General features: G+C 53.2%; 25 protein-coding genes. 18 read left to right on the top strand and 7 right to left on the bottom strand.

Translation table 11 applies throughout. The features are described from left to right. The 11 genes from NC856_RS10210 to trpS all read left to right on the top strand — a co-directional run bounded on the left by NC856_RS10210 (window position 1) and on the right by trpS (window position 9,337). Window positions 1–582, top strand: a complete 582-nt coding sequence (locus NC856_RS10210) for a PilN domain-containing protein (protein ID WP_264090328.1) — start codon at window positions 1–3, stop codon at window positions 580–582. Then, window positions 536–1,141, top strand: coding sequence for a hypothetical protein (locus tag NC856_RS10215; protein ID WP_264090329.1), 606 nt, complete (start codon window positions 536–538; stop codon window positions 1,139–1,141). The genes NC856_RS10210 and NC856_RS10215 overlap by 47 nt, the downstream gene beginning before the upstream one ends. Before the next feature lies 1 nt (window position 1,142). Then, the gene (locus tag NC856_RS10220) at window positions 1,143–1,526 is read left to right on the top strand and encodes a HofP DNA utilization family protein (protein ID WP_264090372.1); all 384 of its coding nucleotides are present in this window, start codon (window positions 1,143–1,145) and stop codon (window positions 1,524–1,526) included. 43 nt (window positions 1,527–1,569) lie between these two features. Then, window positions 1,570–2,814: a DNA uptake porin HofQ gene (gene hofQ, locus NC856_RS10225; RefSeq protein WP_264090330.1), complete on the top strand. Its 1,245-nt coding sequence runs from the start codon at window positions 1,570–1,572 to the stop codon at window positions 2,812–2,814. A 348-nt stretch (window positions 2,815–3,162) separates the two neighbouring features. Further along, window positions 3,163–3,684 (top strand): shikimate kinase AroK, encoded by a 522-nt coding sequence (aroK, locus tag NC856_RS10230; RefSeq protein WP_113867471.1) that lies wholly within the window; start codon window positions 3,163–3,165, stop codon window positions 3,682–3,684. Window positions 3,685–3,739: 55 nt separating this feature from the next. Further along, window positions 3,740–4,825, top strand: a complete 1,086-nt coding sequence (gene aroB, locus NC856_RS10235) for a 3-dehydroquinate synthase (RefSeq protein WP_264090331.1) — start codon at window positions 3,740–3,742, stop codon at window positions 4,823–4,825. Between the two features lie 150 nt (window positions 4,826–4,975). Further along, on the top strand, window positions 4,976–5,938 hold the full coding sequence (locus NC856_RS10240; protein WP_264090332.1) for an SPOR domain-containing protein: 963 nt from the start codon (window positions 4,976–4,978) through the stop codon (window positions 5,936–5,938). Window positions 5,939–6,017: 79 nt separating this feature from the next. Next, on the top strand, window positions 6,018–6,830 hold the full coding sequence (gene dam, locus NC856_RS10245) for an adenine-specific DNA-methyltransferase (protein WP_264090333.1): 813 nt from the start codon (window positions 6,018–6,020) through the stop codon (window positions 6,828–6,830). A gap of 128 nt (window positions 6,831–6,958) precedes the next feature. Beyond that, window positions 6,959–7,636, top strand: coding sequence for a ribulose-phosphate 3-epimerase (rpe, locus tag NC856_RS10250; RefSeq protein WP_264090334.1), 678 nt, complete (start codon window positions 6,959–6,961; stop codon window positions 7,634–7,636). Further along, window positions 7,629–8,333: a phosphoglycolate phosphatase gene (locus tag NC856_RS10255; RefSeq protein WP_264090335.1), complete on the top strand. Its 705-nt coding sequence runs from the start codon at window positions 7,629–7,631 to the stop codon at window positions 8,331–8,333. Before rpe ends, NC856_RS10255 begins: the two co-directional genes overlap by 8 nt. Continuing rightward, window positions 8,330–9,337: a tryptophan--tRNA ligase gene (gene trpS, locus NC856_RS10260; RefSeq protein ID WP_264090336.1), complete on the top strand. Its 1,008-nt coding sequence runs from the start codon at window positions 8,330–8,332 to the stop codon at window positions 9,335–9,337. The genes NC856_RS10255 and trpS overlap by 4 nt, the downstream gene beginning before the upstream one ends. A gap of 73 nt (window positions 9,338–9,410) precedes the next feature. Here trpS and NC856_RS10265 read toward each other — a convergent pair whose 3' ends face one another. From NC856_RS10265 to cysG, 6 genes are all read right to left on the bottom strand, one after another. Beyond that, window positions 9,411–10,865: a M20 family metallopeptidase gene (locus NC856_RS10265; protein ID WP_264090337.1), complete on the bottom strand. Its 1,455-nt coding sequence runs from the start codon at window positions 10,863–10,865 to the stop codon at window positions 9,411–9,413. A gap of 59 nt (window positions 10,866–10,924) precedes the next feature. Further along, window positions 10,925–11,794 (bottom strand): transporter substrate-binding domain-containing protein, encoded by an 870-nt coding sequence (locus NC856_RS10270; protein WP_264090338.1) that lies wholly within the window; start codon window positions 11,792–11,794, stop codon window positions 10,925–10,927. Between the two features lie 49 nt (window positions 11,795–11,843). Beyond that, complete coding sequence (locus NC856_RS10275) at window positions 11,844–12,608, bottom strand: ABC transporter ATP-binding protein (protein WP_264090339.1); 765 nt, start codon at window positions 12,606–12,608, stop codon at window positions 11,844–11,846. Further along, window positions 12,605–13,339 (bottom strand): ABC transporter permease, encoded by a 735-nt coding sequence (locus tag NC856_RS10280; protein WP_264090340.1) that lies wholly within the window; start codon window positions 13,337–13,339, stop codon window positions 12,605–12,607. The genes NC856_RS10275 and NC856_RS10280 overlap by 4 nt, the downstream gene beginning before the upstream one ends. Continuing rightward, the gene (locus NC856_RS10285) at window positions 13,339–14,055 is read right to left on the bottom strand and encodes an ABC transporter permease (RefSeq protein ID WP_318841729.1); all 717 of its coding nucleotides are present in this window, start codon (window positions 14,053–14,055) and stop codon (window positions 13,339–13,341) included. The genes NC856_RS10280 and NC856_RS10285 overlap by 1 nt, the downstream gene beginning before the upstream one ends. Before the next feature lie 414 nt (window positions 14,056–14,469). Then, window positions 14,470–15,849: a siroheme synthase CysG gene (gene cysG, locus NC856_RS10290; RefSeq protein WP_264090341.1), complete on the bottom strand. Its 1,380-nt coding sequence runs from the start codon at window positions 15,847–15,849 to the stop codon at window positions 14,470–14,472. Between the two features lie 636 nt (window positions 15,850–16,485). On the opposite strand from cysG, the gene NC856_RS10295 reads away from it, so the two are divergent. From NC856_RS10295 to ppiA, 7 genes are all read left to right on the top strand, one after another. Continuing rightward, window positions 16,486–17,640, top strand: coding sequence for a mandelate racemase family protein (locus NC856_RS10295; protein WP_264090342.1), 1,155 nt, complete (start codon window positions 16,486–16,488; stop codon window positions 17,638–17,640). A 78-nt stretch (window positions 17,641–17,718) separates the two neighbouring features. Further along, window positions 17,719–19,329 (top strand): ABC transporter substrate-binding protein, encoded by a 1,611-nt coding sequence (locus tag NC856_RS10300; protein ID WP_264090343.1) that lies wholly within the window; start codon window positions 17,719–17,721, stop codon window positions 19,327–19,329. A gap of 128 nt (window positions 19,330–19,457) precedes the next feature. Next, complete coding sequence (locus tag NC856_RS10305) at window positions 19,458–20,498, top strand: ABC transporter permease (RefSeq protein ID WP_264090345.1); 1,041 nt, start codon at window positions 19,458–19,460, stop codon at window positions 20,496–20,498. Then, window positions 20,495–21,418, top strand: a complete 924-nt coding sequence (locus tag NC856_RS10310) for an ABC transporter permease (protein ID WP_264090346.1) — start codon at window positions 20,495–20,497, stop codon at window positions 21,416–21,418. Before NC856_RS10305 ends, NC856_RS10310 begins: the two co-directional genes overlap by 4 nt. Continuing rightward, on the top strand, window positions 21,390–22,277 hold the full coding sequence (locus NC856_RS10315; RefSeq protein WP_404802323.1) for an ABC transporter ATP-binding protein: 888 nt from the start codon (window positions 21,390–21,392) through the stop codon (window positions 22,275–22,277). Before NC856_RS10310 ends, NC856_RS10315 begins: the two co-directional genes overlap by 29 nt. 43 nt (window positions 22,278–22,320) lie before the next feature. Then, a complete protein-coding gene (locus NC856_RS10320; RefSeq protein ID WP_264090375.1) occupies window positions 22,321–23,097 on the top strand; it encodes an ABC transporter ATP-binding protein in 777 nt (258 codons plus the stop codon). Between the two features lie 142 nt (window positions 23,098–23,239). Next, window positions 23,240–23,809, top strand: a complete 570-nt coding sequence (gene ppiA, locus NC856_RS10325) for a peptidylprolyl isomerase A (protein WP_264090347.1) — start codon at window positions 23,240–23,242, stop codon at window positions 23,807–23,809. 130 nt (window positions 23,810–23,939) lie between these two features. On the opposite strand, the gene NC856_RS10330 is transcribed toward ppiA, so the two are convergent. Then, window positions 23,940–25,610 (bottom strand): methyl-accepting chemotaxis protein, encoded by a 1,671-nt coding sequence (locus NC856_RS10330; RefSeq protein WP_264090348.1) that lies wholly within the window; start codon window positions 25,608–25,610, stop codon window positions 23,940–23,942. Window positions 25,611–25,859: the final 249 nt, after the last annotated feature.

Raw genomic sequence — 25,859 nt, forward strand, 5'->3', positions numbered from 1 at the left:
ATGCTGCTGGTTAACCTTTTACCCTGGCGCCAGCGCCGCTTGCGGCGGCGTGCGCGTCATTGGCTGCTGGCTTTGCTGCTGCACCTGTTGTTGGCCGGACTGCTGCTCGGCATGATTTACTCGCGCTGGCACCGGCAATATGCAGGGTTACGCGGCGAGTTCAGCGAGGTATCCACACAGCGGCAACAACTGGCGGCACACTATCAACAAACCCGCCGGATATGGGGCCAGTTGCAACGTTATCAGGCGCAACAGCAGGCTGATGCCGCAGGATCACGTCACAATCAACGTTATCTCGGCCTGCTGGAACAGCTTTCGTACATGATGCCGGAACGTCTTTGGCTGACGGAGATCGCCGATCGTGGAGCTTATCTGTCGATCGTCGGGATGAGTGAAAACTATACCGACATTGTCTCGTTAAACCATGCGTTGGGCCGCCATCCGGCCATGGCGCGGGTGCGGGTTCTCAATGCGTTCAGGCAGCAGAATGCGCGCTCGCTGTTGCGTTTTTCTCTTCAGGCTGACTGGAAAAACGATGAGTCCATCGACAGTGGGGGCGATCGTGATCAACCCGATGATTAACTGGGCTTTGTGGATAGGCCAGCCATTGTGGAAACTGGCGCTGGCGCAGGTTGTGCTGATAACGGCTTTCATTTGGCTGGGGAACAGGCTGGTATTGGAGGAACTCAGACGGGAGATCGCGGTTATCGAACAGCAGATTGGCGAACAATCACGCGGCATACGAAATATTCAGCAGCAACTGACAACCATGCCGGCACTTGCCGAAATGCAAACCCAATTAACCGCATGGACAAAAGACAAGACGCCATTTCTTGTGGACAAGGCGGCGCAATGGGTGACGGAGCCGCTATCCCAATCTGGCGCGCTGCTGCTTTCCTGGCAGCCTGTCCAGCAGAATACGCCGGCCACCGCTGAGGACAGCGCCTGGAACCTGAGCTTCAATGCAGACTATCCGGGACTGATAAACGTAGTTCGTCACGTTATTTCGCTTCCCTATGTGTTGCGCCTGGAGCAGTTGATGGTGAAATCAACGGCGCAAGTATCGAATGCGGACAGAAGGTTACGCGTCGAAATGATCGTAATGAGGCCGACCGTCGGGCGGAGTCAGAGCGTTGAATAGCGTGAACAATGGCGTGCGCATGATGCTGGCGTCCGCGGCCTGGTTTGCTTTCGCCGCTGCGCAGGGCAACGCGACAGGCATCCCGCGCGATCCTTTTCACCCTTCATCCTCTGTGGTCTGTTCCCCGTTGAATGTGACGCGGCACTGGCAACTGAAAGGCGTGATAGGCGCCGGTAACCATTGGGTGGGGTGGCTGGCGCAGTCAGATGCGCTGTGGCTGAAACTGAAACAGGGTGAAGTGATCCCGCCGGGGCGTTGGCAGGTTAGCCAACTGGATAGCGCGGGGATGCGATTAACGACGGTGACACAAGCCGGAGCCTGCGATGGCTCGCCAATGACGGTTTCTCTGGCATCACCGTTTATGAATAAGCATGTTGCGCAATAGGAACACAAGGAAAGTTATGGAGCGTTGGCTGGTAGGGAAAGTCATGGCACGAATGTTACTGTTGGTCTGTCTGGCGGTTCCCGCCAGGGCGGAAGAACCGATATCCATGGCGTTTGAGGATTCTCCTGTTCAGCGGGTACTTCAGGCATTGGCAGACCATCAGCAATTGAATCTGGTGGTTGCCCCCGGCGTTGCAGGCAAACTGAGCGTGCGACTGGTGGATGTCCCCTGGCGGCAGGCGTTGGATATCGTGTTGCGCATGGGGCAGTTGACGATGGAGCGTGATGGCGGTGTGTTGCTGATCTATCCTGCGGCACATCTCGAAACCGTCGAGCGTCAAAAAGAGGAACGGTTGGCCCGACAAACGCAACAGCAACCGTTGCAGAATCTCTCTGTCACGCTGAAGTATGCACAAGCCGACGAAGTGGCAGGCAGCGTGCTGGCGCAACGTGGCACGTTGCTGACGGAGCGCGGTAGTGTGACGGTGGACAAGCGAACCAATACGTTGCTGATTCGCGATACCGAGGCGGTATTGGCGCAGATCAAGCCCTGGATAAATGAACTGGATTTGCCGTTATCACAAGTGCAATTGGCGGCGCATATCGTGACGATCAGCAGTGAGAATCTGCAAGAACTGGGCGTCAATTGGGGGCTGGGAACCGGTGAAGCGACAAACAGGGCGTTGCGGCTGAATAATTTCAACGTCGGTCTGCCTGTTGATACGCCAGCAATAAAGGCCGGGTTTCATCTGGCGCGGTTGAATGGGCGCTTGCTTGATTTGGAGTTAATGGCGCTGGAACAGGAAAATCAGGTTGAAATCATTGCCAGCCCACGGCTTTTTACCGCTCATCAGCAGACGGCCAGCATTAAACAGGGAACAGAAATTCCTTATCAGGTTTCCAGCGGCGCCAGTGGATCGACATCAATTGAGTTTAAGGAAGCCGTGCTGGGGATGGAGGTGACGCCCAGTGTCCAGCGGACCGGACGCATCACGCTAAATTTGAAAATCAGTCAGAATATGCCGGGACAGACGATAAAGCAGAGTGACAACGGCGAAGCGCTGGCGATCGATAAGCAGGAAATACAAACGCAAGTCACGGTGGCCGATGGCGAAACCATTGTTTTGGGAGGGATCTTCCAGCAGCAGAAGAAGCACCGTTATCGTCAGGTGCCAGCGTTAGGGAAGATTCCCGTAGTGGGGAATTTATTCAAAAATAATGCTCAGCAACGCACCCGGCGGGAATTGGTTATTTTTATCACGCCAACCTTAATCCCGCCGTTGTCGTAAAAAAACCGTTTTATTCTCCGTTTGTAAGGGACATTTTCATGAAAGCGGCGCAATATTTTGATTGATTCATGCCTTCTAAGTTTGACGCTGCGGCGGATTTAGCTTACAAGGGTTAGCGAATTGAGCACAGAAGTGTTGTTCCACCGAAAATGTCGATAAAACACACGATATTATCCGCCTGGATAATGTGTGACATTTTATTCGGTTGCCAAACCACCCTGAGTATTGAGATAATTTTTTGTCTGATTCTCGCACTATCGCTCATGAGGTTTCAGTTTAGGTCCCGTCGCTGGGTTGATTGGCGGGGCGGGTTATCATTAACGAATTGTCTTAGTAATACCAAAAAACATGGCAGAGAAACGCAATATCTTTCTGGTTGGGCCTATGGGTGCCGGCAAAAGCACTATTGGCCGTCAGTTAGCTCAGCAACTCAATATGGAGTTTTTCGACTCCGATCAAGAAATTGAGCGACGCACCGGGGCTGATGTGGGCTGGGTATTCGATGTGGAAGGCGAAGAAGGTTTCCGCGATCGTGAAGAGAAAGTCATTAATGAATTGACGGAGAAACAAGGTATTGTCCTGGCGACAGGGGGCGGTTCGGTTAAATCACGTGAGACGCGCAATCGTCTTTCCGCGCGTGGTGTTGTCGTGTATCTGGAAACGACGATCGAAAAGCAACTTGCCCGCACTCAGCGCGATAAAAAGCGTCCGTTGCTTCAGGTTGAAACACCGCCGCGTGAAGTTCTGGAAGAGTTGGCGAGAGAGCGGAATCCGTTGTACGAGGAAATCGCGGATGTCACTATCCGAACTGACGAACAGAGCGCCAAGGTAGTTGCCAACCAGATCATCAATATGCTGGAAAGTAACTGATTTTATTGCATGATTTTTTGTATCATGCTGATTCTAAACAGGCTATTGAACGAGCATGGAAAGAATTACCGTAACATTAGCGGAACGTAGTTATCCCATTACGATAGCCGCCGGATTGTTTGATGATTCGGCTTCTTTTATGCCGTTGCAGGCCGGGGAACAGGCCATGCTGGTAACCAACCAGACGTTGGCCCCTCTTTATCTTGAACGTGTCCGCCGTGTGCTTGAGCAAAACGGGGTGCATGTTGATCAGGTCATTTTGCCAGATGGCGAGAAATACAAATCCCTGACCGTATTAGATCAGGTATTTACCGCATTGCTCGCCAAGCCGCACGGTCGCGACACCACCATCGTTGCCCTGGGCGGCGGTGTGATTGGCGATCTTGCCGGTTTCGCGGCCGCGAGCTATCAGCGCGGCGTTCGTTTTATCCAGGTGCCGACCACGCTGCTGGCGCAGGTGGACTCCTCTGTCGGTGGTAAAACCGCGGTGAATCATCCGCTGGGTAAAAACATGATCGGCGCGTTCTACCAACCGGCATCGGTGGTTATCGATCTGGATTGCCTGAATACCTTGCCTGCCCGCGAATTGTCGTCAGGACTGGCGGAAGTCATTAAGTACGGCATTATTCTGGATGGCGATTTTTTTGTCTGGCTGGAAGAGAACATTGAAGCGGTTCGTTCACTGCAACCTGATGCGTTGGCCTACTGTATCCGCTGTTGTTGCGAACTAAAGGCCGCCGTTGTCGCCGCCGATGAACGAGAGAGCGACATGCGGGCGTTGCTTAACCTTGGGCATACCTACGGCCACGCGATTGAAGCGGAAATGGGATACGGCAATTGGCTGCATGGCGAAGCGGTTGCCGCCGGTATGGTAATGGCGGCCCAAACTGCCCGTCGTCTCGGACAGTTTGCCGTCGGTGATATCGAACGTATCAAATCGTTGCTGGTTCGCGCTGGTTTGCCGGTCAATGGGCCGCAACAGATGACGCCGGAATCTTATCTTCCCCATATGATGCGTGATAAAAAGGTGCTTGCGGGTGAACTGCGTCTGGTGCTGCCGACGGCTATTGGTCGTTCCGAAGTTCGTGGCGGCGTGGCGCATGACACTGTGCTGGCGTCGATAGCGGATTGTCTTGCCTGAGAAGCTCTCTGGGATGTTAACGAAATAACAAGTGTTAACGACAGATGAGCGACGATGGTTTATGGTTAATAAAATACAATGCATTATGATTTAACAATTCGTGACGGCGAGCATGTCGCGAGTTTTAGCCTTTCAGTTGGAGGGTTGTAAATGGATGAGTTTAAACCGGAAGATGAGCTGAAGCCTGACGCCAGTGACCGTCGGCCCACACGTCAGCAAAAAAACAGCCGTTTTTCCGTACCGAAAATCACGCTTTCCAGACAACACCTGATGATCGGTATCGGGATTTTGGTGCTGGTATTGCTGATTATTGGGATTGGTTCCGCTTTACAGGCGCCTTCTCGTCCAGAAACGCCTCAGGTTCAAGGACAATCTCACACTCAAGGTCAAAGCGGCGCTGAAAAACGTATCGACCTCTCCTCGTCGACTACCATGACGTCAGACTCACCGACTGCCACGTCAACGGAAACCCCGGCGGCGGGTGCCGGCGATGCCGCCGCGCCTGCGCCGCAAACGCTGAGTGCGCCGCCTATTGCCGGTACGCCAACGCAAGCCGCCATACAGCCGACGCCGAGCGGTCAGCAGCGCATTGAATTGCCGGGTAATATGACGGACGCGCTTACCCAGCAGCAGGATCGCGTCAACGCATTATCCCAGGGCGCGGGCACCTCGTTGCCTACGGCTCCGGCGACGCTCGCTCCTGCCGCAAAGACGCCTGCGCGCGCACCTGCGGAAAAAAATACTCACAGTACCAGCAAGCCTGCGACGACGAGCACGCCGAAAGCGGCGACCAGCAAGTCGGCAAATGCGGGGAGCACATCTTCCGCATCGGGCAGCGCGATCCAAAACGCGCCGGCCAGTCACTTTACTTTGCAACTGAGTAGCGCATCCCGTTCAGATACGCTGAAAGCCTACGCCAGACAGCATAACCTGACCCATTCGTGGGTTTATGAAACTAAACGTGATGGAAAATCCTGGTATGTGTTAGTCACTGGAGTCTATGCTTCCTCCGCTGAAGCAAAACGGGCTATTGCTACATTGCCTGCTGATGTACAAGCGAAAAAACCATGGGTTAAGCCGATCCGTCAGGTGAAGCAGGACTTGAATAAGTAACACCAATTTTAGCCCTGATGTGCTGTCTGACACAGAGTACAATCCGCGGCTCTGACACGTATGAGTAACTAACGACGGCATGAAGAAAAACCGCGCTTTTTTAAAATGGGCTGGTGGTAAGTATCCGCTGGTAGAAGAGATTCGTCGCTATTTACCCGCAGGAGACTGCCTTATCGAGCCCTTTGTTGGTGCGGGTTCTGTGTTTCTGAATACAGAATACGACAACTACATATTGGCCGATATCAATAGCGATTTGATCAATCTGTATAACATCGTCAAGTCAAATACTGACGAGTTTGTACGTGACTCTCGCAAGTTGTTTACCGAGGAAGTCAATACCTCCACGACGTTTTACCTGCTGCGCGAAGAGTTTAATCTTTGTCGAGACGCTTATCGTCGCGCGGTATTGTTCCTTTATCTGAACCGCCATTGTTATAACGGCCTGTGCCGTTATAACATGCGCGGCGAATTCAATGTTCCGTTCGGACGTTACAAAAAGCCTTATTTTCCAGAAGAGGAAATTCGCTGGTTTGCATTCAAAGCCAAAAGTGCGACCTTTGTCTGTGAACATTATCAGCAAACGCTGAACAAGGCGGCGCCGGGTTCAGTCGTGTATTGCGATCCGCCTTATGCGCCTTTGTCGGCGACTGCGAATTTTACGGCGTATCACACCAATAATTTCAACCATGTCGATCAGAAGAATCTGGCTAGGTTGGCGCATCGCTTGTCGGTTGAAAACCAGATCCCGGTGCTCATTTCCAATCATGATACGGTACTGACCCGTGAATGGTATCAGGATGCCTCACTTTATGTGGTCAAAGCGCGTCGGACGATTAGCAGTAATATTCTTGGTCGTAGTAAAGTAAACGAATTATTAGCCCTGTATTGTTAATTGATCGGCAGTAAGCGGGGTTAAAACCAACGAAAGATGATTGGCTGTTAATAACCATTGCTGATCGGAAGGTGGGTAAACGCAAGCGCCGACAGCAGAGATTCGGACTTTATCGTTTGGAGAAGCGAATGAAATCATTTTTAATCGCCCCGTCTATTCTGTCGGCGGATTTTGCCCGGCTTGGCGAGGATACCGCCAACGTATTGTCCGCCGGGGCTGATGTGGTGCACTTTGATGTGATGGACAATCACTATGTGCCTAATCTGACCATCGGCCCGCAGGTGCTAAAAGCGTTGCGCGATTACGGCATTACCGCCCCGATTGATGTGCATCTGATGGTGAAACCGGTTGATCGCATTATTCCCGATTTCGCCCAGGCGGGCGCGAGTTTCATTACTTTTCACCCGGAAGCCTCGGAACATATCGATCGTTCCCTGCAATTGATTAAAGATCATGGCTGTAAAGCGGGGCTGGTTTTCAATCCGGCAACGCCGCTCAGCTATCTCGATTACGTGATGGATAAACTGGACATCATTCTGTTGATGTCCGTCAACCCAGGCTTTGGCGGCCAATCCTTTATTCCGGGAACCCTGGATAAACTGCGTCAGGTACGCAAGCGGATTGACGACAGCGGTTATGACATTCGCCTTGAGGTGGATGGCGGCGTCAAAGTGGATAACATCGGCGATATCGCCGCGGCTGGCGCGGATATGTTTGTGGCGGGTTCGGCTATTTTTGGCGCAGCGGATTACCGGGACGTCATTGAGCGGATGCGCGCTGAAGTCGCCAGGGTGAATCATGGCTGACATGACGTCGATCCGCGGGCTGGCGTTTGATTTGGACGGCACGTTGATCAATAGCGCGCCAGGACTGGCTGCCGCGATGGATCTCGCTTTGCTGGCGCAATCTTTGTCGGCGGCAGGCGAGGCGCGGGTTGCAACCTGGATTGGCAATGGCGCGGATATGTTGGTTGAGCGAGCGCTGCGTTGGGCGGGCGTTGAACCGACCGCGCAGCGGCGTAGTGAAACGCGTAAACAGTTTGACCACTATTATGCTGAAACCGTGGAGCGCGGCAGCGCGCTCTTTCCTCAGGTGAAAGAAACGCTGGCGACCCTGGCGCAACGTGGTTTTCCAATGGCTGTCGTGACCAACAAACCTACGCCATTCGTCGCGCCGTTACTGACGTCGCTGGGTATTGGCGAATACTTTTCGCTGATTATCGGCGGCGACGATGTGGTGGTGAAAAAGCCGCACCCCGCGCCGTTGTATCTGGTTCTGGGGACGTTGGGGTTACGCGCCGACGAGTTACTGTTTGTTGGCGATTCGCGTAATGATATTCAGGCATCTCAGGCTGCCGGCTGCCCCTGCGTCGGTATGACTTATGGATATAACTATGGCGAAGCGATCGAATTGAGTCGTCCAGACATCGTGCTGGATCGTTTTGCCGATCTCTTGCCCCTTGTCGGGCCGTCATCTTCAAAAAATCAGGAAGCATTAGCATGAGTAAACCCATTGTATTTAGCGGTGCACAACCGTCAGGGGAATTGACCATTGGTAACTACATGGGTGCGTTACGTCAGTGGGTGAATATGCAGGATGACTACGATTGCATCTATTGCATCGTTGACTTGCACGCCATTACGGTACGTCAGGATGCGCAACAGTTGCGCAAAGCGACGCTGGATACGCTGGCGCTTTATCTTGCTTGTGGGATCGACCCGAAGAAGAGCACCATTTTTGTTCAGTCTCATGTACCGGAACATAGTCAACTGAGTTGGGTGCTGAACTGTTATGCGTATTTCGGCGAATTGAGCCGTATGACGCAATTTAAAGATAAATCAGCGCGTTACGAAGAAAACATTAACGCGGGGCTATTTGATTATCCGGTTTTGATGGCGGCGGATATCCTGTTGTACCAAACCACTCAGGTGCCAGTGGGCGAAGATCAGAAACAGCATCTGGAACTGAGCCGCGATATCGCGCAGCGTTTCAACAGTTTGTATGGTGAAAACATTTTTAAAGTACCGGAACCGTTTATACCGAAATCCGGTGCTCGCGTAATGTCGCTGCTGGACCCGACCAGGAAGATGTCCAAGTCGGACGATAATCGTAACAATGTGATTGGTCTGCTGGAAGAGCCGAAATCGGTGGTGAAGAAGATCAAACGCGCGGTAACGGATTCCGATGAGCCGCCAGTTGTTCGCTACGATATCGTCAATAAAGCCGGTGTATCCAACTTGTTGGATATGCTGTCTGGCGTGACGGGAAAAACCATTGCCGAACTGGAGCAGGAGTTCAGCGGTCAAATGTATGGTCACCTGAAAGGCGCCGTCGCTGAGGCGGTGTCAGGGATGTTGACGGAATTGCAGGCGCGTTATCATCGTTTCCGCACTGACGAAGCCTTTTTACAGCAGGTGATGCGTGAGGGAGCGGAAAAAGCCAGCGCTCGCGCGCAGGTAACGTTGAAAAAAGTATATGACGCGGTTGGATTTGTTTCCCGTCCGTAAACGTTAAAAATCAGGAGGCGCTGGCCTCCTGATTTAATTACTCGTCTTCAAGACGCTGACTGCTTTATTCCAATCATTGCGGCAGTGGTGGAAACACGTCATCCGGGATTGGGTTCTCGAACGGCGTTTTCTGGAGCCAGGCCTGATGGTCTGCTTTGGCCTGAGCGATCAAATCCGGCGTCAACATCAGATCGATAGCCAGCGATGCCATCGCTTTAGCCGCATATTCCATCCCTTTGTGCGCTGCTGCCGTTTTACCCTGCGCAACCAATTGCCATGAGTGGGCCGGTGTGCCGATCGCATAGGTCGCACTGCGGATCTGTACGGTTGGCACCACCCAGCTTACGGTTCCCACATCGGTAGAGCCGATAAAGGCTTCATTAGGGCTGTAAAGCGGATAGATGCCATCGTGCAACGCCAGATCCGGCTGCGGTTCTACCCCAAACCGCGCGTAAGAGTTCGCAATGTCTTCCGCGGTCATCGCGGCCTGAAATTTAGCGGCGAGTTGGCGATCGTGTTCATCAAACTCAATCGGCCCCAGCGTCAGCAAATGTTCATGCATACGCTGTTCCAGCGGCGGATTGCCGATCAGGTTGGCGTCACCGCTAATCACTTCGTGGCTGACTTCGGTTTCCGTCATCAACGCGGCGCCTTCGGCGATCTTTTTCACCCGTTTGACCAACTGATGCAATTCCGGCAACTGACGCGCCCGCACCAGATATCTGACGGTGGCATTCGCCTGCACTACGTTGGGCGCGTGACCGCCGCTATCGGTGATGGCGTAATGTACGCGGGCGGAAGAGGGCATATGCTCGCGCATATAGTTAACGCCGACATTCATCAACTCGACGGCATCAAGCGCGCTGCGTCCAAGATGCGGACTGCTGGCGGCATGCGATGCCCGCCCTTTAAAGTGAAAATTCAGTTCGTTGCAGGCCAGCGATACCGGGCTGTTGACGCCGGTAAAGGTCGCCGGGTGCCAGCAGATCGCGATATCCACATCGTCAAATACGCCGGCCTTGACCATAAAGCCTTTCGACGACCCGCCTTCTTCCGCCGGGCAGCCATAGAAACGAACGGTTCCTTGCATCGCGTGCTTTTGCAGGTAATCCTTGACGGCTGTCGCGGCCTGTAATGCGGCGGTGCCTAACAGGTTATGTCCGCAGCCGTGTCCGTTGCCGCCGTTTTCCAGCGGCGCGGGTTCTGCGACATTCGCCTGCTGACTTAATCCTGGCAGCGCATCATACTCGCCGAGGATTGCGATGACGGGCTTTCCTGCGCCAAATTCACCCAATAATGCGGTGGGCATACCGGCAATGCCTTGCGTCAGGCGAAAACCTTCTGCTTTCAGCGTCGCCTCATGTTGTGCGGCAGAACGATATTCCTGATAGTTCAACTCCGGCGTGTCCCATATGCCATCACTCAGGGTAAAAAACTGCTGCCGTTTAGCCGCAATTAATCCGCAAAGTTCTTCCACGGTTTGCCGATTGACTGGCGGCAATCTCTTTTCAGTCGGTACTGGGTTCATGCGCTAGATGCTCTTCATTTTGTCATGACAAGGAAATGGGGATTCATGTTCTGAGAGACTCAGAGTGGTGATGTATCCATGCCAAACCATTTTTCACTTAGTTTTTTCAGCGTGCCGTCGTTTTTAGCTTTCTCAATGGCGGCGTTAAACATCGCTTTTAATTCAGGATCGCTCTTACGCAAGCCGACGGAAGATCCGCTTCCCAGAATGCCGCCGATAAACTGCGGACCCGGCGTAACGATGTCGGCGTTACCAGGTTTTTCAGTAATGCCTTTCAGGTAGGCGGCGGAGGCAATAACCAGATCGACACGCCCGGCTTTCAGATCCAGATCGTGTTCCTGCGTGGTTTTGTATTCACGCACGGTCATAACGCCCTTGAGATATTTATCCAGAAACGTACTGGCGATTGAGGCGGATTGCACGCCGATAGTTTTACCTTTCAGCAGTGGTTTCAACTTCTCGACTTCTGCTAATGCGGCGGCTTCGTCAGCCGGTTTGAGAGAGAAACGTTTTCCGCCGTCAGGCAATGCTTTGGCCAGTTCGCTGGAAGCCAGAACCGCGAAAGTCTGCCCCGTCTGTGTATAAGGCTGGCTGAAATCGATAATCTGGCGGCGTTTCTCGGTAGCGGACATACCGGAAATAATGGCGTCAAACTTACCGGCGTTCAGTGCCGGGATGGTACTGGTAAAGGGCTGCACGATGATCTCGCACTTCACCTGCATGCTGTCACACAGAATTTTATACATATCGATCTCAAAGCCATCCAGCGTTCCATCCGGCTTGGTAAAATTATAAGGATGGAAAGCGCCTTCGGTGGCGATGCGTACTGTGGTCCATTTCTTCCCTTCCGCCGAGGCGGTAAAAGACGCGGCCAGCGTGCTTGCCAGACACAGTGAACAGGCGATCATTTTTAATTTTGACTTCAACATAAGGGTATTCTCCCGGTGTTATATTTTAATTTTCTAGCAAATAGATGGCTTACCAACTGGCAATAAATTGCCTGAAGCGGGCCGATTGACTGGCGGTGAAAACCTGCTCCGGGGTGCCTTGTTCTTCAATTTCTCCCTGATGCAGGAACACCACGCGGTTAGAGACTTCGCGGGCGAAATCCATTTCGTGGGTGACCACCAGCATGGTCATCCCCTCGTCGGCCAGCGTGCGCATGACGCGCAGCACTTCGCCGACCAGTTCGGGATCGAGCGCCGATGTCGGTTCGTCGAACAGCATCACTCTGGGCGCCATCGCCAGTGCGCGGGCAATCGCAGCGCGCTGCTGCTGACCGCCGGAAAGCTGAGAAGGGTAGTAATGCCGCTTCTCCGCCAGACCGACTTTTTCCAGCAATTGCTCGGCGTGTTCCACGCATTCAGCCGGCGGGCGTTTTAACACATGTACCGGCGCTTCAATGATATTTTCCAGTACCGTTTTATGTGACCACAGGTTGAAGTTTTGAAAGACCATACCAAGCTGACTGCGTATGCGATCAATCTGTTTCGGATTTGATGGCCGGTTTTGCCCTTTGCGGTTAGGCTTCATGTCGATGGATTCGCCTGCGACGATGATCTCTCCCTGATCGGGAAGCTCCAGCATATTAATGCAGCGCAGCAGGGTGGATTTCCCGGAGCCGGATGAACCGAGAATGGAAATCACCTCTCCTTGACTGGCTTCAAGCGAGATCCCCTTCAGCACTTCCAGAGAACCAAAGCGTTTATGAATATTGTGCAGGCGGATTGCTGGCGTGGTCATTGAAGATCTCCCAGTTTCTTAATTTTTTTTGCCGTCGTCAGTGCGACGGGCGCACGCAAATGCGGGGTCATTTTGAATTCGGCCCACATCAGCAAACGTGTCAGGACAAGATTGATAGACAGATAGATAGCGCCGGCAATCAGGAAAACCTCCAACGCCCGGTAAGTTTCCGCAATGATGCGCGCCGCGATGCCGGTAATTTCCATCAGCGTGATAATGGATGCCAGTGAGGTTGATTTGATCATCGAGATCAATTCATTACCGTAAGCGGGCAGCGCCTGACGGATCGCCAATGGGAAAATAATGCGTCTGAAAATCATGTGCCGAGACATGCCGCAGGCGCGGGCCGCTTCGATTTGCCCTGCGGGGACGGATTGTAATCCGCCGCGGATGATTTCGCTGGCATAAGCGCCGGTACATAAACTGAGTGACAGCAGCGCGCACCAATAAGGTTCACGCAGCAGCGGCCACAGCATACTTTCCCGCACCCAGACAAATTGGCCCAATCCGTAATAGATGAGAAACAGTTGCACCAGCAGCGGCGTACCGCGGAAGAACAGCACATAGGTTCGCGCAAAGGCTTGCAACAACCGGTAAGAAGAAAGCTGCATCAATGCCAGCCCCAACGCCAGAAAGAAACCGAACGATACCGAGCCGATGGCGAGTTGCAACGTGAGCGGAATACCGGGAATAATTTCCAGAAACGTTGCGTAAATAAAAGGAAAATCCATCAGCGTTTCACACCCCGGGAATAATAGGACTCCGCCCGACGCATGATCCAGCCGGAGCAGATAGAGATAATCAGGTACAGCAAGGCCGCGGCCATAAAGAAATCAAACGGTTTGCCCGTTGAGCCGGCGCCGGTCTGCGCTTGTGTCAGCAGTTCCGCGACGCCGGTAACCGAAACCAGCGCGGAGGCTTTCAGTACTAATTGCCAGACATTGCCCAGCGATGGAATGGCATGACGCAGCAAAAGCGGCGCAATGATACGCCGTAGGCGCAGCAGCGTGGACATGCCGCAGGCTTTGGCAGCTTCGATTTCACCGCGAGAAACGGCGTAGAACGCGCCGCGAAAGACTTCCGTTTGTTGTGCGCCTGAAGAGATGCCGACGGCCACAATCCCAGCGAGAAAACCGGGGAAACCGATAAACCCCTGGCTGCCAAAAAGTTTGGCTATTAGGGTTAAAGCGGAACTGCCGCCAAAATATAGCAGGTAGATAATCAGCAAATCCGGGATGCCGCGGATGATGGTGGTATAGCCGTCAGCCAGATAGCGAATCGGACGATTGCCGCAGATTTTTGACCAGGCGCCGAGGGTGCCGATGAGTGCGCCAAGCAGAAAACCGCCGCTTGCCAGCCCAAGCGTCATACCTGTGCCGATCAGTAATAATTTCCCCCAGCCATTTTCACCAAAACTGATGAGTTGCCAGAAAGTCATGTCTTCCACAAATAGCTCCCAACTTCTTATTGTTCTGTCATGAAAACGAGATGAACAGAACGATTTTTGTGATCAGAGGACCGCACACCCTGTTCGGGAACGATGATGTAGAGGTATAACGACGCGTTGTGAATCATTCAGACGCCTACCGCCAGTTGATTAACAACCTAATCAATGGTTGGCCACGTTTTACGTCAGGATGATTGACTAATTATTCATATAGCCTGCTTATTAATGAATTTGCGTTTAGTCAAAATAAGACAGATACCGCCTAGGGTAAAGCACTAAAATAATGCCTGGGCAGGCAAGGAAGTGAAAAAAGCGCATTGTTATGCCATTACAGAAAACGTTGTGCTGTGTGCGTGCGCGAGATCAACGGCGACCTGATATCAGGTCGCGTTCGATTGACGAGGCGGGACGGCGTTATTTCGTCTGATGAGCAAACCAGTTCAGTTTTTCCCGCAGGCCGACAACGCTCCCTACGATAATCAGACTTGGGCTTACCGCCTGTTTCGCCAGTTCGCCAAGTTGTGATAGTTGGCCGGTAAAAACCCGCTGCGTGGTTGAGGTGCCGTTTTCGATCAGCGCAACCGGTACGGTGGCAGGTAGCTGCTGTTCCAGCAGTTTGCTCTGGATGTATTCCGCCTGCTGAAGCCCCATGTAGAACACCAGGGTCTGTTTTTCGCCCGCCAGACTGGACCAGTCGAGTTCGCTATCATGCCGGACATGGCCGGTTATCAGTCGCACTCCTTGCGAATGATAGCGGTGAGTGAGGGGAATGCCGCTGTAGGCCGCACAGCCAGAGGCGGCGGTGATGCCGGGTACGACGGAAAACGGGATACCCGCTTGTTGCAGGTGCTCCAGTTCTTCGGCGCCGCGGCCAAAAATAAAGGGATCGCCGCCTTTCAGCCGCACGACCCGTTTACCGGCCAGCGCTTTTTCTTTCAGTAACTGGTTAATCTGTTCCTGGGCAATGGTGTGGCAGCCAGACGCTTTACCCACAAAGATACGTTCGGCATCACGTCTGCTCAGATTCAGAACTTCGTCGGAAACCAGCCGATCATAGACCACAATATCCGCCTGTTGCAGATGCTGTAAGGCTTTCAGCGTTAGCAATCCCGCATCCCCCGGACCGGCGCCGACCAGCACCACTTCGCCTCTGTCATCCAGCGGCGCGGAAAAAAGCTGCTCGGTCAGTTGTTGTGCGCTGATGCTGTCGTGATTCGCCAACGCCTGGGCCAGTCTGTCGTGAATGAACAGTTTTTCCCAGAAGCGGCGGCGTGTGCCTGAATGCCGGAAACGACTTTTTACGCGTTGGCGTAGTTCACCCGCCAGCGTCGCCAGTTTGCCAAGGTGCTGGGGCAGGATGCTTTCCAGCTTTTCCCGCAGCAGACGCGCCAAAACCGGCGCCGTGCCGCCGGACGATATGGCGACGATCAGCGGCGAGCGATCAACAATCGACGGCATGATAAAACTGGCGTTCCGGGGATCGTCGACCACATTGCAGAAGATCCGCAACCGGCTGGCGTGTTCGTAAACCTGCCTGTTGATATCCTGATCGTCAGCGGCGGCAATAACCAGCCATGCGCACTCCAGTAATTCAGGATCGAAACTACCCTGCACCAGCGTGACCTGGCTGGCTTCCCGCCAGACCATAAACTGTTCATTGAAGCTGATGGCGTTTACCGTAAGCATCGCTCCGGCATTGAGCAGCAGGCGCGCTTTCCGTTCTGCGATTTCGCCGCCGCCGACCAACAGACAATGTTTACCGCGTAACTGGCAGAATATTGGCAGGTAATCCATGTGATGCCTCTTTATACTCGTGATCAACCCAAACTAAAGAATATCCCGCCTGACGGCAGGATGCGTCGCGTGATGTCAATGACAGTCCGTTATCAACGGCAATCCATTATCAACGGTAAGGGCGCGCCCGGCGATGAATAAATGCTTCCTTGGTGTCTTATTTGCCGTAGGGAGGCGGCTGATAGGTATTGGCGGGGATTTTATCGACAAAGATTTTGTATATCTGTGATTTTAAGAGTTATTTAAGAATCTGCTTTTGTTAAGTATTAATCATTTGGCGCTGGCTAGGCGCGATATCGGTCTTCATCAACGCATCAACGCCTGTTCATGCCGGTTTCAGATTTCTCCAGTGATAATGCTCACAAGAAGGTGGGCATTTGCCCAATAATCCGCGCCATAATTTCTTCATATGAAAGAAAATGCCTAATGACTAACCGGCTAATAACCGGAATAATTAAAAATAAAACGCCATTTTTCTTTAATTAACACGTAATTTCTTTTTCTGTGATATTGATCGCGCTGATGCAATGGCAGAGCGGCAACGCAGAGATATCATGTCCTTATCCACACAGAATATCGTTTTTAACGGCCAAATTTTGTACATGTGTTGTGTTAAATATCAAGGCAGGTAACAACGTGAAAATAGAATCAATTGATGTCACCGTCTTTACTTATCCTACGCGCCGGGTATCCGACAGCGCGGGGCATTCACATCCGGGGGAGGAAAATCAGGCGAAAATGGCCCTGCTGACCATGCGCTCAGGCGATGGGCAGGAAGGTTATGCCTTCGCGCCGCCGGAAGTGATCCGTCCGCATATTGTGAATGCGTTTTTCCGTAAGGTCCTGATCGGACAAAACCCGTTTGATCGTGAGCGCCTGTGGCAGGATCTGGTGCATTGGCAGCGCGGCAGCGCCAACCAGTTGACCGATCGCGCATTGTCGATTGTCGAATCGGCGCTGTGGGATCTGCAAGGGCGCGTGCTGAATATGCCGGTTCATAAGCTACTGGGCGGATACCGCGAAAAAGTGCCGGCCTATGGCAGCACCATGTGCGGCGATGAACTGGAAGGCGGTTTGTCCACCCCGGACGAGTATGGCCAGTTCGCCGAAAAACTGGTGCGGCGCGGTTATAAAGCGATCAAGCTGCACACCTGGATGCCGCCGGTATCTTTCGCGCCTAGCCCGAAAATGGATGTGAAAGCGTGCGCCGCGGTGCGTGAAGCCGTCGGTCCGGATATTTGTCTGATGCTGGATGGCTACCACTGGTACAGCCGCAGCGATGCGCTGTATATCGGTCGTGAGCTACAGAAGCTGGACTTCGCCTGGTTTGAAGAGCCGATGGAGGAGCAGAGCATGGCGTCTTACCGCTGGCTGAGCAAACGTCTGGATATTGATGTGATTGGGCCGGAAAGTCTGTCAGGCAAGTACTTCAGCCGTGCGGATTGGGTGAAAGAGGGGGCATGCGATATTTTACGCGCGGGCGTACAGGGTGTCGGCGGTCTTGCGCCGTGTATGAAAGTCGCCAGTCTTGCTGAAGCCTTTGGTATGGATTGCGAAATTCATGGCAACGGGGCGCCCAATCTGGCCGTGGTCGGCGCCATCAAGAACTGCCGCTGGTACGAACGCGGCCTGTTGCACCCCTTCCTCAATTACGATGAACCCGCAGCCTATCTGAATACGATTGTCGATCCGATGGATGACGAGGGTTTTGTGCATCTGCCTCAGCGACCGGGATTAGGTGAGGATATCAATTTTGACTGGATTGAGGAGCATACGCTAAGTAAAGCATAGAACGTCAGGTCTGAAAGAAAATACCCTTAAAAAATAAAAAGTTGTCGTCTTCCATCCTTCCACATCAGGAGAAGAGTAATGAAAGCACGCGCAATACTACGTACCCTGCTATTAAGTACCCTGTGTATGACCGTAACACCGGCCATGCTGTCAGCCAAAACGCCGGATGATCAACTGATCGTCGGTATGAATATGAACAACATGCTCTCGCTCGATCCGGCGGCAATGACCGGCAATGAAGTGGTGGGCATTATCGTCAATCTGTATGACTCGCTGGTGGTGCTCGATCCGGCCAACCTGAACAATGTTCTGCCGTCTCTGGCGAAAAGCTGGAGCGTGAGTGATGACGGCAACGTCATTACGTTTAATCTGGTGGACAATGCAACGTTTCATTCCGGTAATCCGGTGACGGCGCAAGATTTCGTCTGGTCGATGAAACGCTTGCTCAACCTCAATATGGCGCAGGCCACAACCTGGAAATCCTATGGGTTTACGGCGCAGAACGTGGAGAAAATGATCCGCGCCAAAGACCCCCATACGGTGGAAATCGAACTGCCCAAACCGAACGATCCCAAACTGGTTATCTATTCGCTGGCGACGCTTGGCAGCGGATCGGTGCTGGACAGCAAAACCGTCATGCAGCACGAAAAAAACGGCGATTGGGGCAACGGCTGGCTGACCACCAACGAGGCGGGTTCCGGTCCGTTTAAGCTGGATGTCTGGCAGGCGAAAGATGTGCTGCGCATCAGCCGGGTGGAAGGCAACTGGCATGGCGACGCCAAAATGAAACGCGTCATTTTCCGCCATATGACCGAGTCACAGGCGCTGCGCCTGATGATTGAAAAGGGCGATATTGATGTGGCTTCCGGCATGTCGGTGCCGGATATCAATGCGCTAAAGCGGGACAAAGACGTTGTCGTTGATGAGGTGAAAAAAGGCTCAATGTATTATGTGGCGATGAGTCTGAAGAATGAGTACTTCGCAAAACCCAAAGTGCGCGAAGCGGTTCGTTATCTCATTGACTACGACGGCATCAATAACACCGTGATGCCCGGCTACGGCTTCTATCATCAACGCCCGATCCAGGCAGGGATGGATGCGACGTTACCCAATCCGGGTTACCAGTTGGATGTGGCGCGGGCGAAAGCGCTGCTGGCGGAGGCGGGCTACCCGAACGGATTTGAAACCACGCTGCGCGTGCTGTCGGATCAGCCTTTCCTGAATCTGGCTACCTCGGTGCAGTCAACGTTGGCGCAGGCTGGTATCAAAGCCAGAATTCTCTCCGGCACCGGTAATCAGGTTTACGGCGCGATGCGCGATCGTAAATTCGACATGCTGGTTGGGCGCGGCGGCGGCGGCGTCGATCCGCATCCTCACTCCAGCCTGCGATCGGTGGTCTACAACCCGAATAACAGCGACGAAGCCAAACTGACCAACTTTCAGGGCTGGCGTACGTCTTTCTACGATAAACCCTTGAACGACATGATCGATCAGGCGCTGTTGGAGAAAGATCCGCAGAAACAGAAGCAGATGTATATCGACATCCAGAATCGTTATGACGCACTGTTCCCGGCCATCATTCCGGTGTCACAGATGGTCGATTCCGTGGTGTTGCGCAAAGACGTGAAAGGTTATGTGCCGCATCCGTCCTCCACCACACAACTGCGCGAGGTCTATAAACAGCGTTAGCTTTCTCGCTCAGGTTACGCGGGTGATTGGCTTGCATCTAATCACCCGCCAGAAACGTCAAACACGACATAACCGCGTTAGTAGTGGTTTAACGTCGCTGCTAACCGGGGTATCAGGAGAAAGAACATATGGTTTTCTCTGATTGGATCAAGCCGGGCGGCGTAGCGCGCCGGTTGGCAAAACGTCTGTTTCAGGTTGCCGTCACGTTATTCGGGTTATTGATCCTGACTTTTGTGATTGGCCGCGTGATGCCTATCGATCCGGTGCTGGCGATTGTCGGACAGGATGCCGACCAAAGTACCTATCAACAGGTTTATCAGCAACTGGGGCTGGATAAACCATTGTATATACAATTTTTTATTTACTTCAATGCGCTCATGCAGGGAGATTTGGGCAATGCGCTGCTGACCGGACGACCGGTGATGGACGATATTATCCGGGTTTTCCCCGCCACTGTTGAGCTTGCGACGCTGGCGATTATCGTCGGCGCCGGTTTAGGCGTGCCGCTGGGCGTGCTGGCGGCGGCACGGCGCGGCAAATGGGCGGATTACGTGGTGCGTTTTATCAGTCTGGCTGGCTATTCCACACCGATATTCTGGGTCGGGATGATGGGATTGCTGGTGTTTTATGCCTGGCTCAACTGGGTCGGCGGCGCCGGACGCGTGGACATGGCGTATGACGGTCTGGTGGAGAAGCGCACCGGCCTGTTGTTGTTGGATTCCATGCTGGCAGGGAACTGGGAGGTATTTCGCAGCGCCCTGAACCATCTGCTGCTGCCCGCCACCATTTTGGGGTTTCACTCTCTGGCGTATATCAGCCGTATGACGCGCAGCTTTATGCTGGCGCAACTTTCGCAGGAGTACATTATTACCGCGCGAGTTAAAGGCTTGTCTGAATTCCGGGTCGTCTGGGCTCACGCGTTCCGCAATATTCTGGTGCAACTGCTGACCGTAGTGGCGCTGGCTTATGGTTCGCTGCTGGAAGGCGCGGTGCTGATAGAAACGGTATTCTCGTGGCCGGGTTTTGGCTCTTATCTTACCAGCAGCCTGCTGCTGGGCGATATGAACGCGGTGATGGGATGTGTCCTGCTGGTGGGGTTGATTTTCGTCACTCTCAATCTGCTGTCGGACATGTTGTATCAACTCTTTGATCCGAGGACGAACGCATGAATCTTTCCTCTGAACCGCCGATTGCCGGTGGATCAATCGTTCGCACGCCGCCGGAAAAGCGTGTGAATCGTCTGAAACAGCGTGGTGCGCGGATCGCCGGGTTCCTGCTGCTGATGGCGCGTAACCCGCTGACGGCGATAGGTTCCGCGATTGTGCTGATGTTAATGTTGGTGGCGGTTTTCGCGCCGTGGATCGCCACGCACGATCCGCTAGCGCAGGATCTGGCCAATGCATTACAGGCGCCCGGCACCGCCCATTGGTTCGGCACCGATGAGTTTGGCCGGGATGTGTTTAGCCGACTGGTTTATGGTTCGCGCATTACGTTGTATATCGTGGCGTTGGTGTCGGTAACGGTCGGGCCGATCGGCCTGTTGCTTGGCGTGGTCGCGGGGTATTACGGCGGTATCGTCGATACCATTCTGATGCGCATCACCGATATCTTCATTTCTTTCCCCAGTCTGGTGTTGGCGCTGGCCTTTGTCGCGGCGCTGGGGCCGGGGCTGGAACATGTGGTGATCGCGATTACGCTCACGGCCTGGCCGCCGATTGCGCGCCTGGCAAGGGCGGAAACGCTGTCGTTGCGCCACGCCGATTTTGTGTGCGCCGTGAAACTGCAAGGCGCTTCTTCCGCGCGCATCTTGTTGCATCATATTGTGCCGCTGTGCCTGCCATCGGTGATTATCCGTATCACTATGAATATGGCGGGTATCATTCTGACGGCCGCCGGACTGGGCTTCCTGGGGTTAGGCGCTCAGCCGCCCGATCCTGAATGGGGCGCGATGATTTCAGCCGGGCGTCGTTACATGATGGAGTGCTGGTGGTTGGTGACTATTCCGGGGCTGGCGATTTTGATCAACAGCCTGGCGTTCAATTTCCTTGGAGACGGCCTACGTGACATCCTTGATCCCAGAACCGAATAATCTTTCCCACCTTACGCCGCAGGCGAAACCGCTGCTGGATGTTGAAAATCTGCGGGTTGGTTTCGTCAATGGCGGCGTGGTTACCGATGCTGTGCGCGGCGTCTCTTTTACCCTGGGCTGTGAAAAACTGGCGATTGTCGGTGAATCCGGTTCCGGTAAATCCACGGTCGGCCGCGCGCTGTTGCGGTTGCATCCTCATAGCGCCCGTATCACCGCGAATAAATTGCGTTTCGGCGACACGGATTTGTTAACCGCGGACGAAGTCCGCATGCGTCAGATCCGCGGCAAGCGGATGTCGATGATTATGCAGGACCCGAAATATTCGCTGAATCCGGTGGTTTGCGTCGGCGATCAGATCGCCGAAGCTTATCTGGCTCATCACCGCGTTTCGCGCCAGGAAGCGAAGCAAAAAGTCATGACGATGCTGGAAGTGGTGCGTATCCGCCAGCCGGAACGGGTCTACCGTCTGTTTCCACATGAAATCTCCGGCGGGCAGGGACAACGTATCATGATCGCAATGATGTTGATTACCGAACCGGAAGTGGTGATTGCGGATGAACCGACGTCGGCGTTGGATGTTTCCGTGCGCTTGCAGGTGTTGGCGATGCTCGACGATCTGGTTGGCGAACGCGGTCTGGGGCTGATTTTCATCAGCCATGATATCAATCTGGTGCGCAGCTTTTGCGATCGGGTGCTGGTGATGTACGCCGGGCGAGTGGTGGAGTCCATTGCCGCCGCCGATCTGGATAACGCGCAGCATCCTTATACCCGAGGCTTACTGAATTCGTTACCGGATATTGATCACCCGCGTCCACGTTTACCGGTGATGAACCGCGATCCGGCCTGGCTCAATGGATAGGAGAATCATCATGACTGCTGAAGCGCTGAATCTGCACAAACCGATGATTGAAGTGAATAACCTTAATCTGTCGTTTGGTCAGGGAAGTACCCAAAATCAGGTGCTGTATGATGTGAACCTGACCGTTGACGATGGCGATATTTTTGGTCTGGTCGGCGAATCCGGTTCGGGGAAAACCACCGTGCTGAAATGTCTGGCCGGATTGTTCAATCATTGGCGGGGAAGTCTGCTGATTGATGGTCAGCAACTGGCGCACCGTATCGATCAGGCGCGTTGTCGTCAAGTGCAGATGGTCTTTCAGGATCCCTACGGTTCGCTGCATCCTCGTCATACGGTGGAGGCGATCCTGGAAGAACCGCTGTCCATCCACCGTTTTAACGATCGCGATGATCGTATCGATGCGTTGCTGGAGAAAGTAGGGTTGGGAACACATTTTCGCCGGCGTTATCCGCACCAGCTTTCGGGCGGTCAGCGTCAACGCGTGGCCATTGCCCGCGCGTTGATTCTGGAACCCAGGGTGCTATTGCTGGATGAACCGACCTCGGCGTTGGATGTTTCCGTGCAGGCGGAAATTCTGAATCTGCTGGCTGAATTGCAACAGCAGGAGAGATTAACGTATCTGTTGGTGACGCACGATCTTGGCGTTATTGCCCATTTATGCGATCGCGTCGCGGTGATGCAATACGGGCGAATACTCGAAACGCTGGAAACCGGCGATTTAACCCGCGATACGCCAAAGAACGTCTATACCACGATGCTGGTGGACGCCAGCCGCCAGTATAGCCGCGATCTGGCTGTGCGTTCGGAACGAATGGGATAGAATTGCGTTTCCCATTGTCGCTTTACAGCTGGTTACAAACAGAGTGTAGTACGTAAAAAAAGGTAAATGGGTGGCTTTGAAGTGTATGGATATTTACAATCATTACGCTTTCTGTAGTTGGCCTCTTCAAAAAGGAATTCTCATGTTTAAACGTACTCTGGTTGCTGCGGCGGCCTTTATTTCACTGGCTGCTTTTTCTCCGGTATCTGCCGCTTCCGGCATCACGAACGTCCTGCTGACCACCTCGTCCGGGGATATTGAACTGGCGTTGGATAATCAAAAAGCACCGGTTTCGGTGAAAAACTTTATCGAGTACGTTAACAGCGGCTTCTATAATGGTACGACGTTTCATCGTGTGATCCCCGGCTTTATGATCCAGGGCGGAGGCTTTAGCAGCGATATGAAGCAGAAAGCGCCTAATCCGCCGATCAAAAACGAAGCGGACAACGGTTTGCGTAACCTGCGCGGCACTATCGCCATGGCGCGCACGGCAGAAAAAGACAGCGCGACCAGCCAGTTCTTTATCAATGTGGCGGATAACGCGTTTCTCGATCATGGTCAACGTGACTTCGGCTATGCCGTCTTTGGCAAGGTGGTGAAGGGTATGGAAGTAGTGGATAAAATTTCGCAAGTGCAGACTGAAAATGTCGGCCCTTATCAGAACGTGCCGACCAAACCTATCATGATCCAATCGGCGAAAGTGCTGCCCTGATATCCCCTCCATTCGCCCCGGCCACCTCCTGATGGAGATGGCCGGGGTATTATTTGGCTTTTCCATCGTCGCACATCAGACAGACGAAAAAGTTGGTTTTCTGGCGCATCAGGTTAGCGTCAAGACAGTATCAAAAGGTTTCCCAGTTCGTGTTACCGTTGGCGACCGGCGTTTTTTTCGGCGCCAGAGCAGCCATTGGCTGGGTTGATTTGTGCGCAATATCGCTGGTTTTCGCTTCTGTCTCGGCAGACAGTTTAAAAATAGATACGACCTGTGTCAGATGGCGGGCCTGCTCTTCCAGCGACGCGGAGGCGGCGGTTGATTGCTCAACCAGCGCGGCGTTCTGCTGCGTCACGCTATCCATTTCCACAATAGCTTCGCCAACCTGACTAATGCCTTTACTTTGCTCGCTTGATGCCGAAGCGATTTCTCCCATGATGTCGGTAACGTTGGTGACGGCTTTCATGATGTTTTCCATCGCGTTGCCTGCAAGCGCCACCTGTTCTGAACCGACCTTGACGTTATTGACCGATTCGACAATCAGACCTTCAATCTCTTTCGCTGCCTGCGCACTGCGTTGAGCGAGGTTACGCACTTCGCTGGCGACCACGGCGAAACCGCGGCCTTGTTCACCCGCGCGCGCGGCTTCCACCGCGGCGTTCAATGCCAGAATATTGGTCTGGAAGGCGATACTGTTGATCACGCTGGTGATGTCGGAAATTTTCTGTGAACTCCCGGAGATATTGCTCATCGTTTTGACCACGCCGCCAACGATATCGCCGCCGTTATTAGCGGTTTTCGAGGCGTTCTGCGCCAGTACGCTTGCTTGACTGGCGTTGTCGGCGTTTTGTTTGACGACGGCGCTTAGCTCTTCCATGCTGGCGGCGGTCTGTTCAAGCGCGGAAGCCTGCTCTTCGGTACGAGAAGAAAGATCAGTGTTGCCAGTAGCGATTTCGCCCGAGCTACGGTAGATCTCCTCAGCGCTCATCCGAATTTCGGAAACGGTTTTGACCCAGTTTGCCTGCATCTGCTGCACGAACGGGATCAATTTGCCGACGCAATTCTTCCCAACTTCTTCCAGACGGGTATGCAACTGGCCGACAGAAAGGATCTGAAGGTGCTGTTGGATCAGTTCGAGTGGACGAACGACAAATTTCGCCAGATAGCGGTCCGTCAACAGGACGATGATCAAGCCGGCGATCAACGCGGCGATCAGCATTTTCTGACACAGGCTTACCCAATTATTAATGCGTGCCTGTGCTTCGCTCTTCAACTGAGCGATCACCCCGTTGTATTGGTCGATGGCAGTGGTGAAATTTCCGCGCAGATCGCGGTAGTCACGGTTGGAAAGCTGGAAAAACGTATCCAGACGCTCCGCTTTTATGGCGTCGTACATCGGCACGATAGCCTGACTGAACAACTGATAGGAGCTATTGTAGATAATATCGATAGTGGCCTGATCGATATTGGCGTGGTCGGTAACCTGGAACGCTTCCAGACCGGCCTTGAGGCCGGCGATTTCAGTAGCGGCGCTGCGCATTTCCTCATCGACGGCGGCAGCATTGTGTTGCTCCATGGCTTCAACCGCACGATCCAATGCACTTTTAGCGCGATAGTATTGCCCACTGGCGCCATTGATAATATCGCCATTATTTTGCTGAACGCCGGTCAGGTTCAGTTCTGTAGTCAGTTGGTTTAAGGAATATAAGGCAAATGCCGAGACGCCTCCCCATAGTAATGAAAACAGAATGAGGATAAGCACCATCATGGTTCTGATTTTGGTATTACGAATAAAATTCATGATTCAAGCCCTGGTAAATCTATAATTTCTATAATCTCTGACGAAGAGACCTCTGATTTAGCCTCCCTGCGTATAAGCCGGCAGGGAAAATGCGGGCTGATAGGTTGTCCATAAAAAAATGGGTGGTTCACTATATGTTATCGGCGTGTTACATAGGGGCTTGAGAACTTTTGGCTAAAATATGAATAAAATTTAATCGGCAAGCGAAGAGATAAAAGTTGTGATGGGTTTATGTCGGCGCCTGTTATT

This window comes from Brenneria izbisi, assembly GCF_025840185.1.
Classification (GTDB): domain Bacteria; phylum Pseudomonadota; class Gammaproteobacteria; order Enterobacterales; family Enterobacteriaceae; genus Brenneria; species Brenneria izbisi.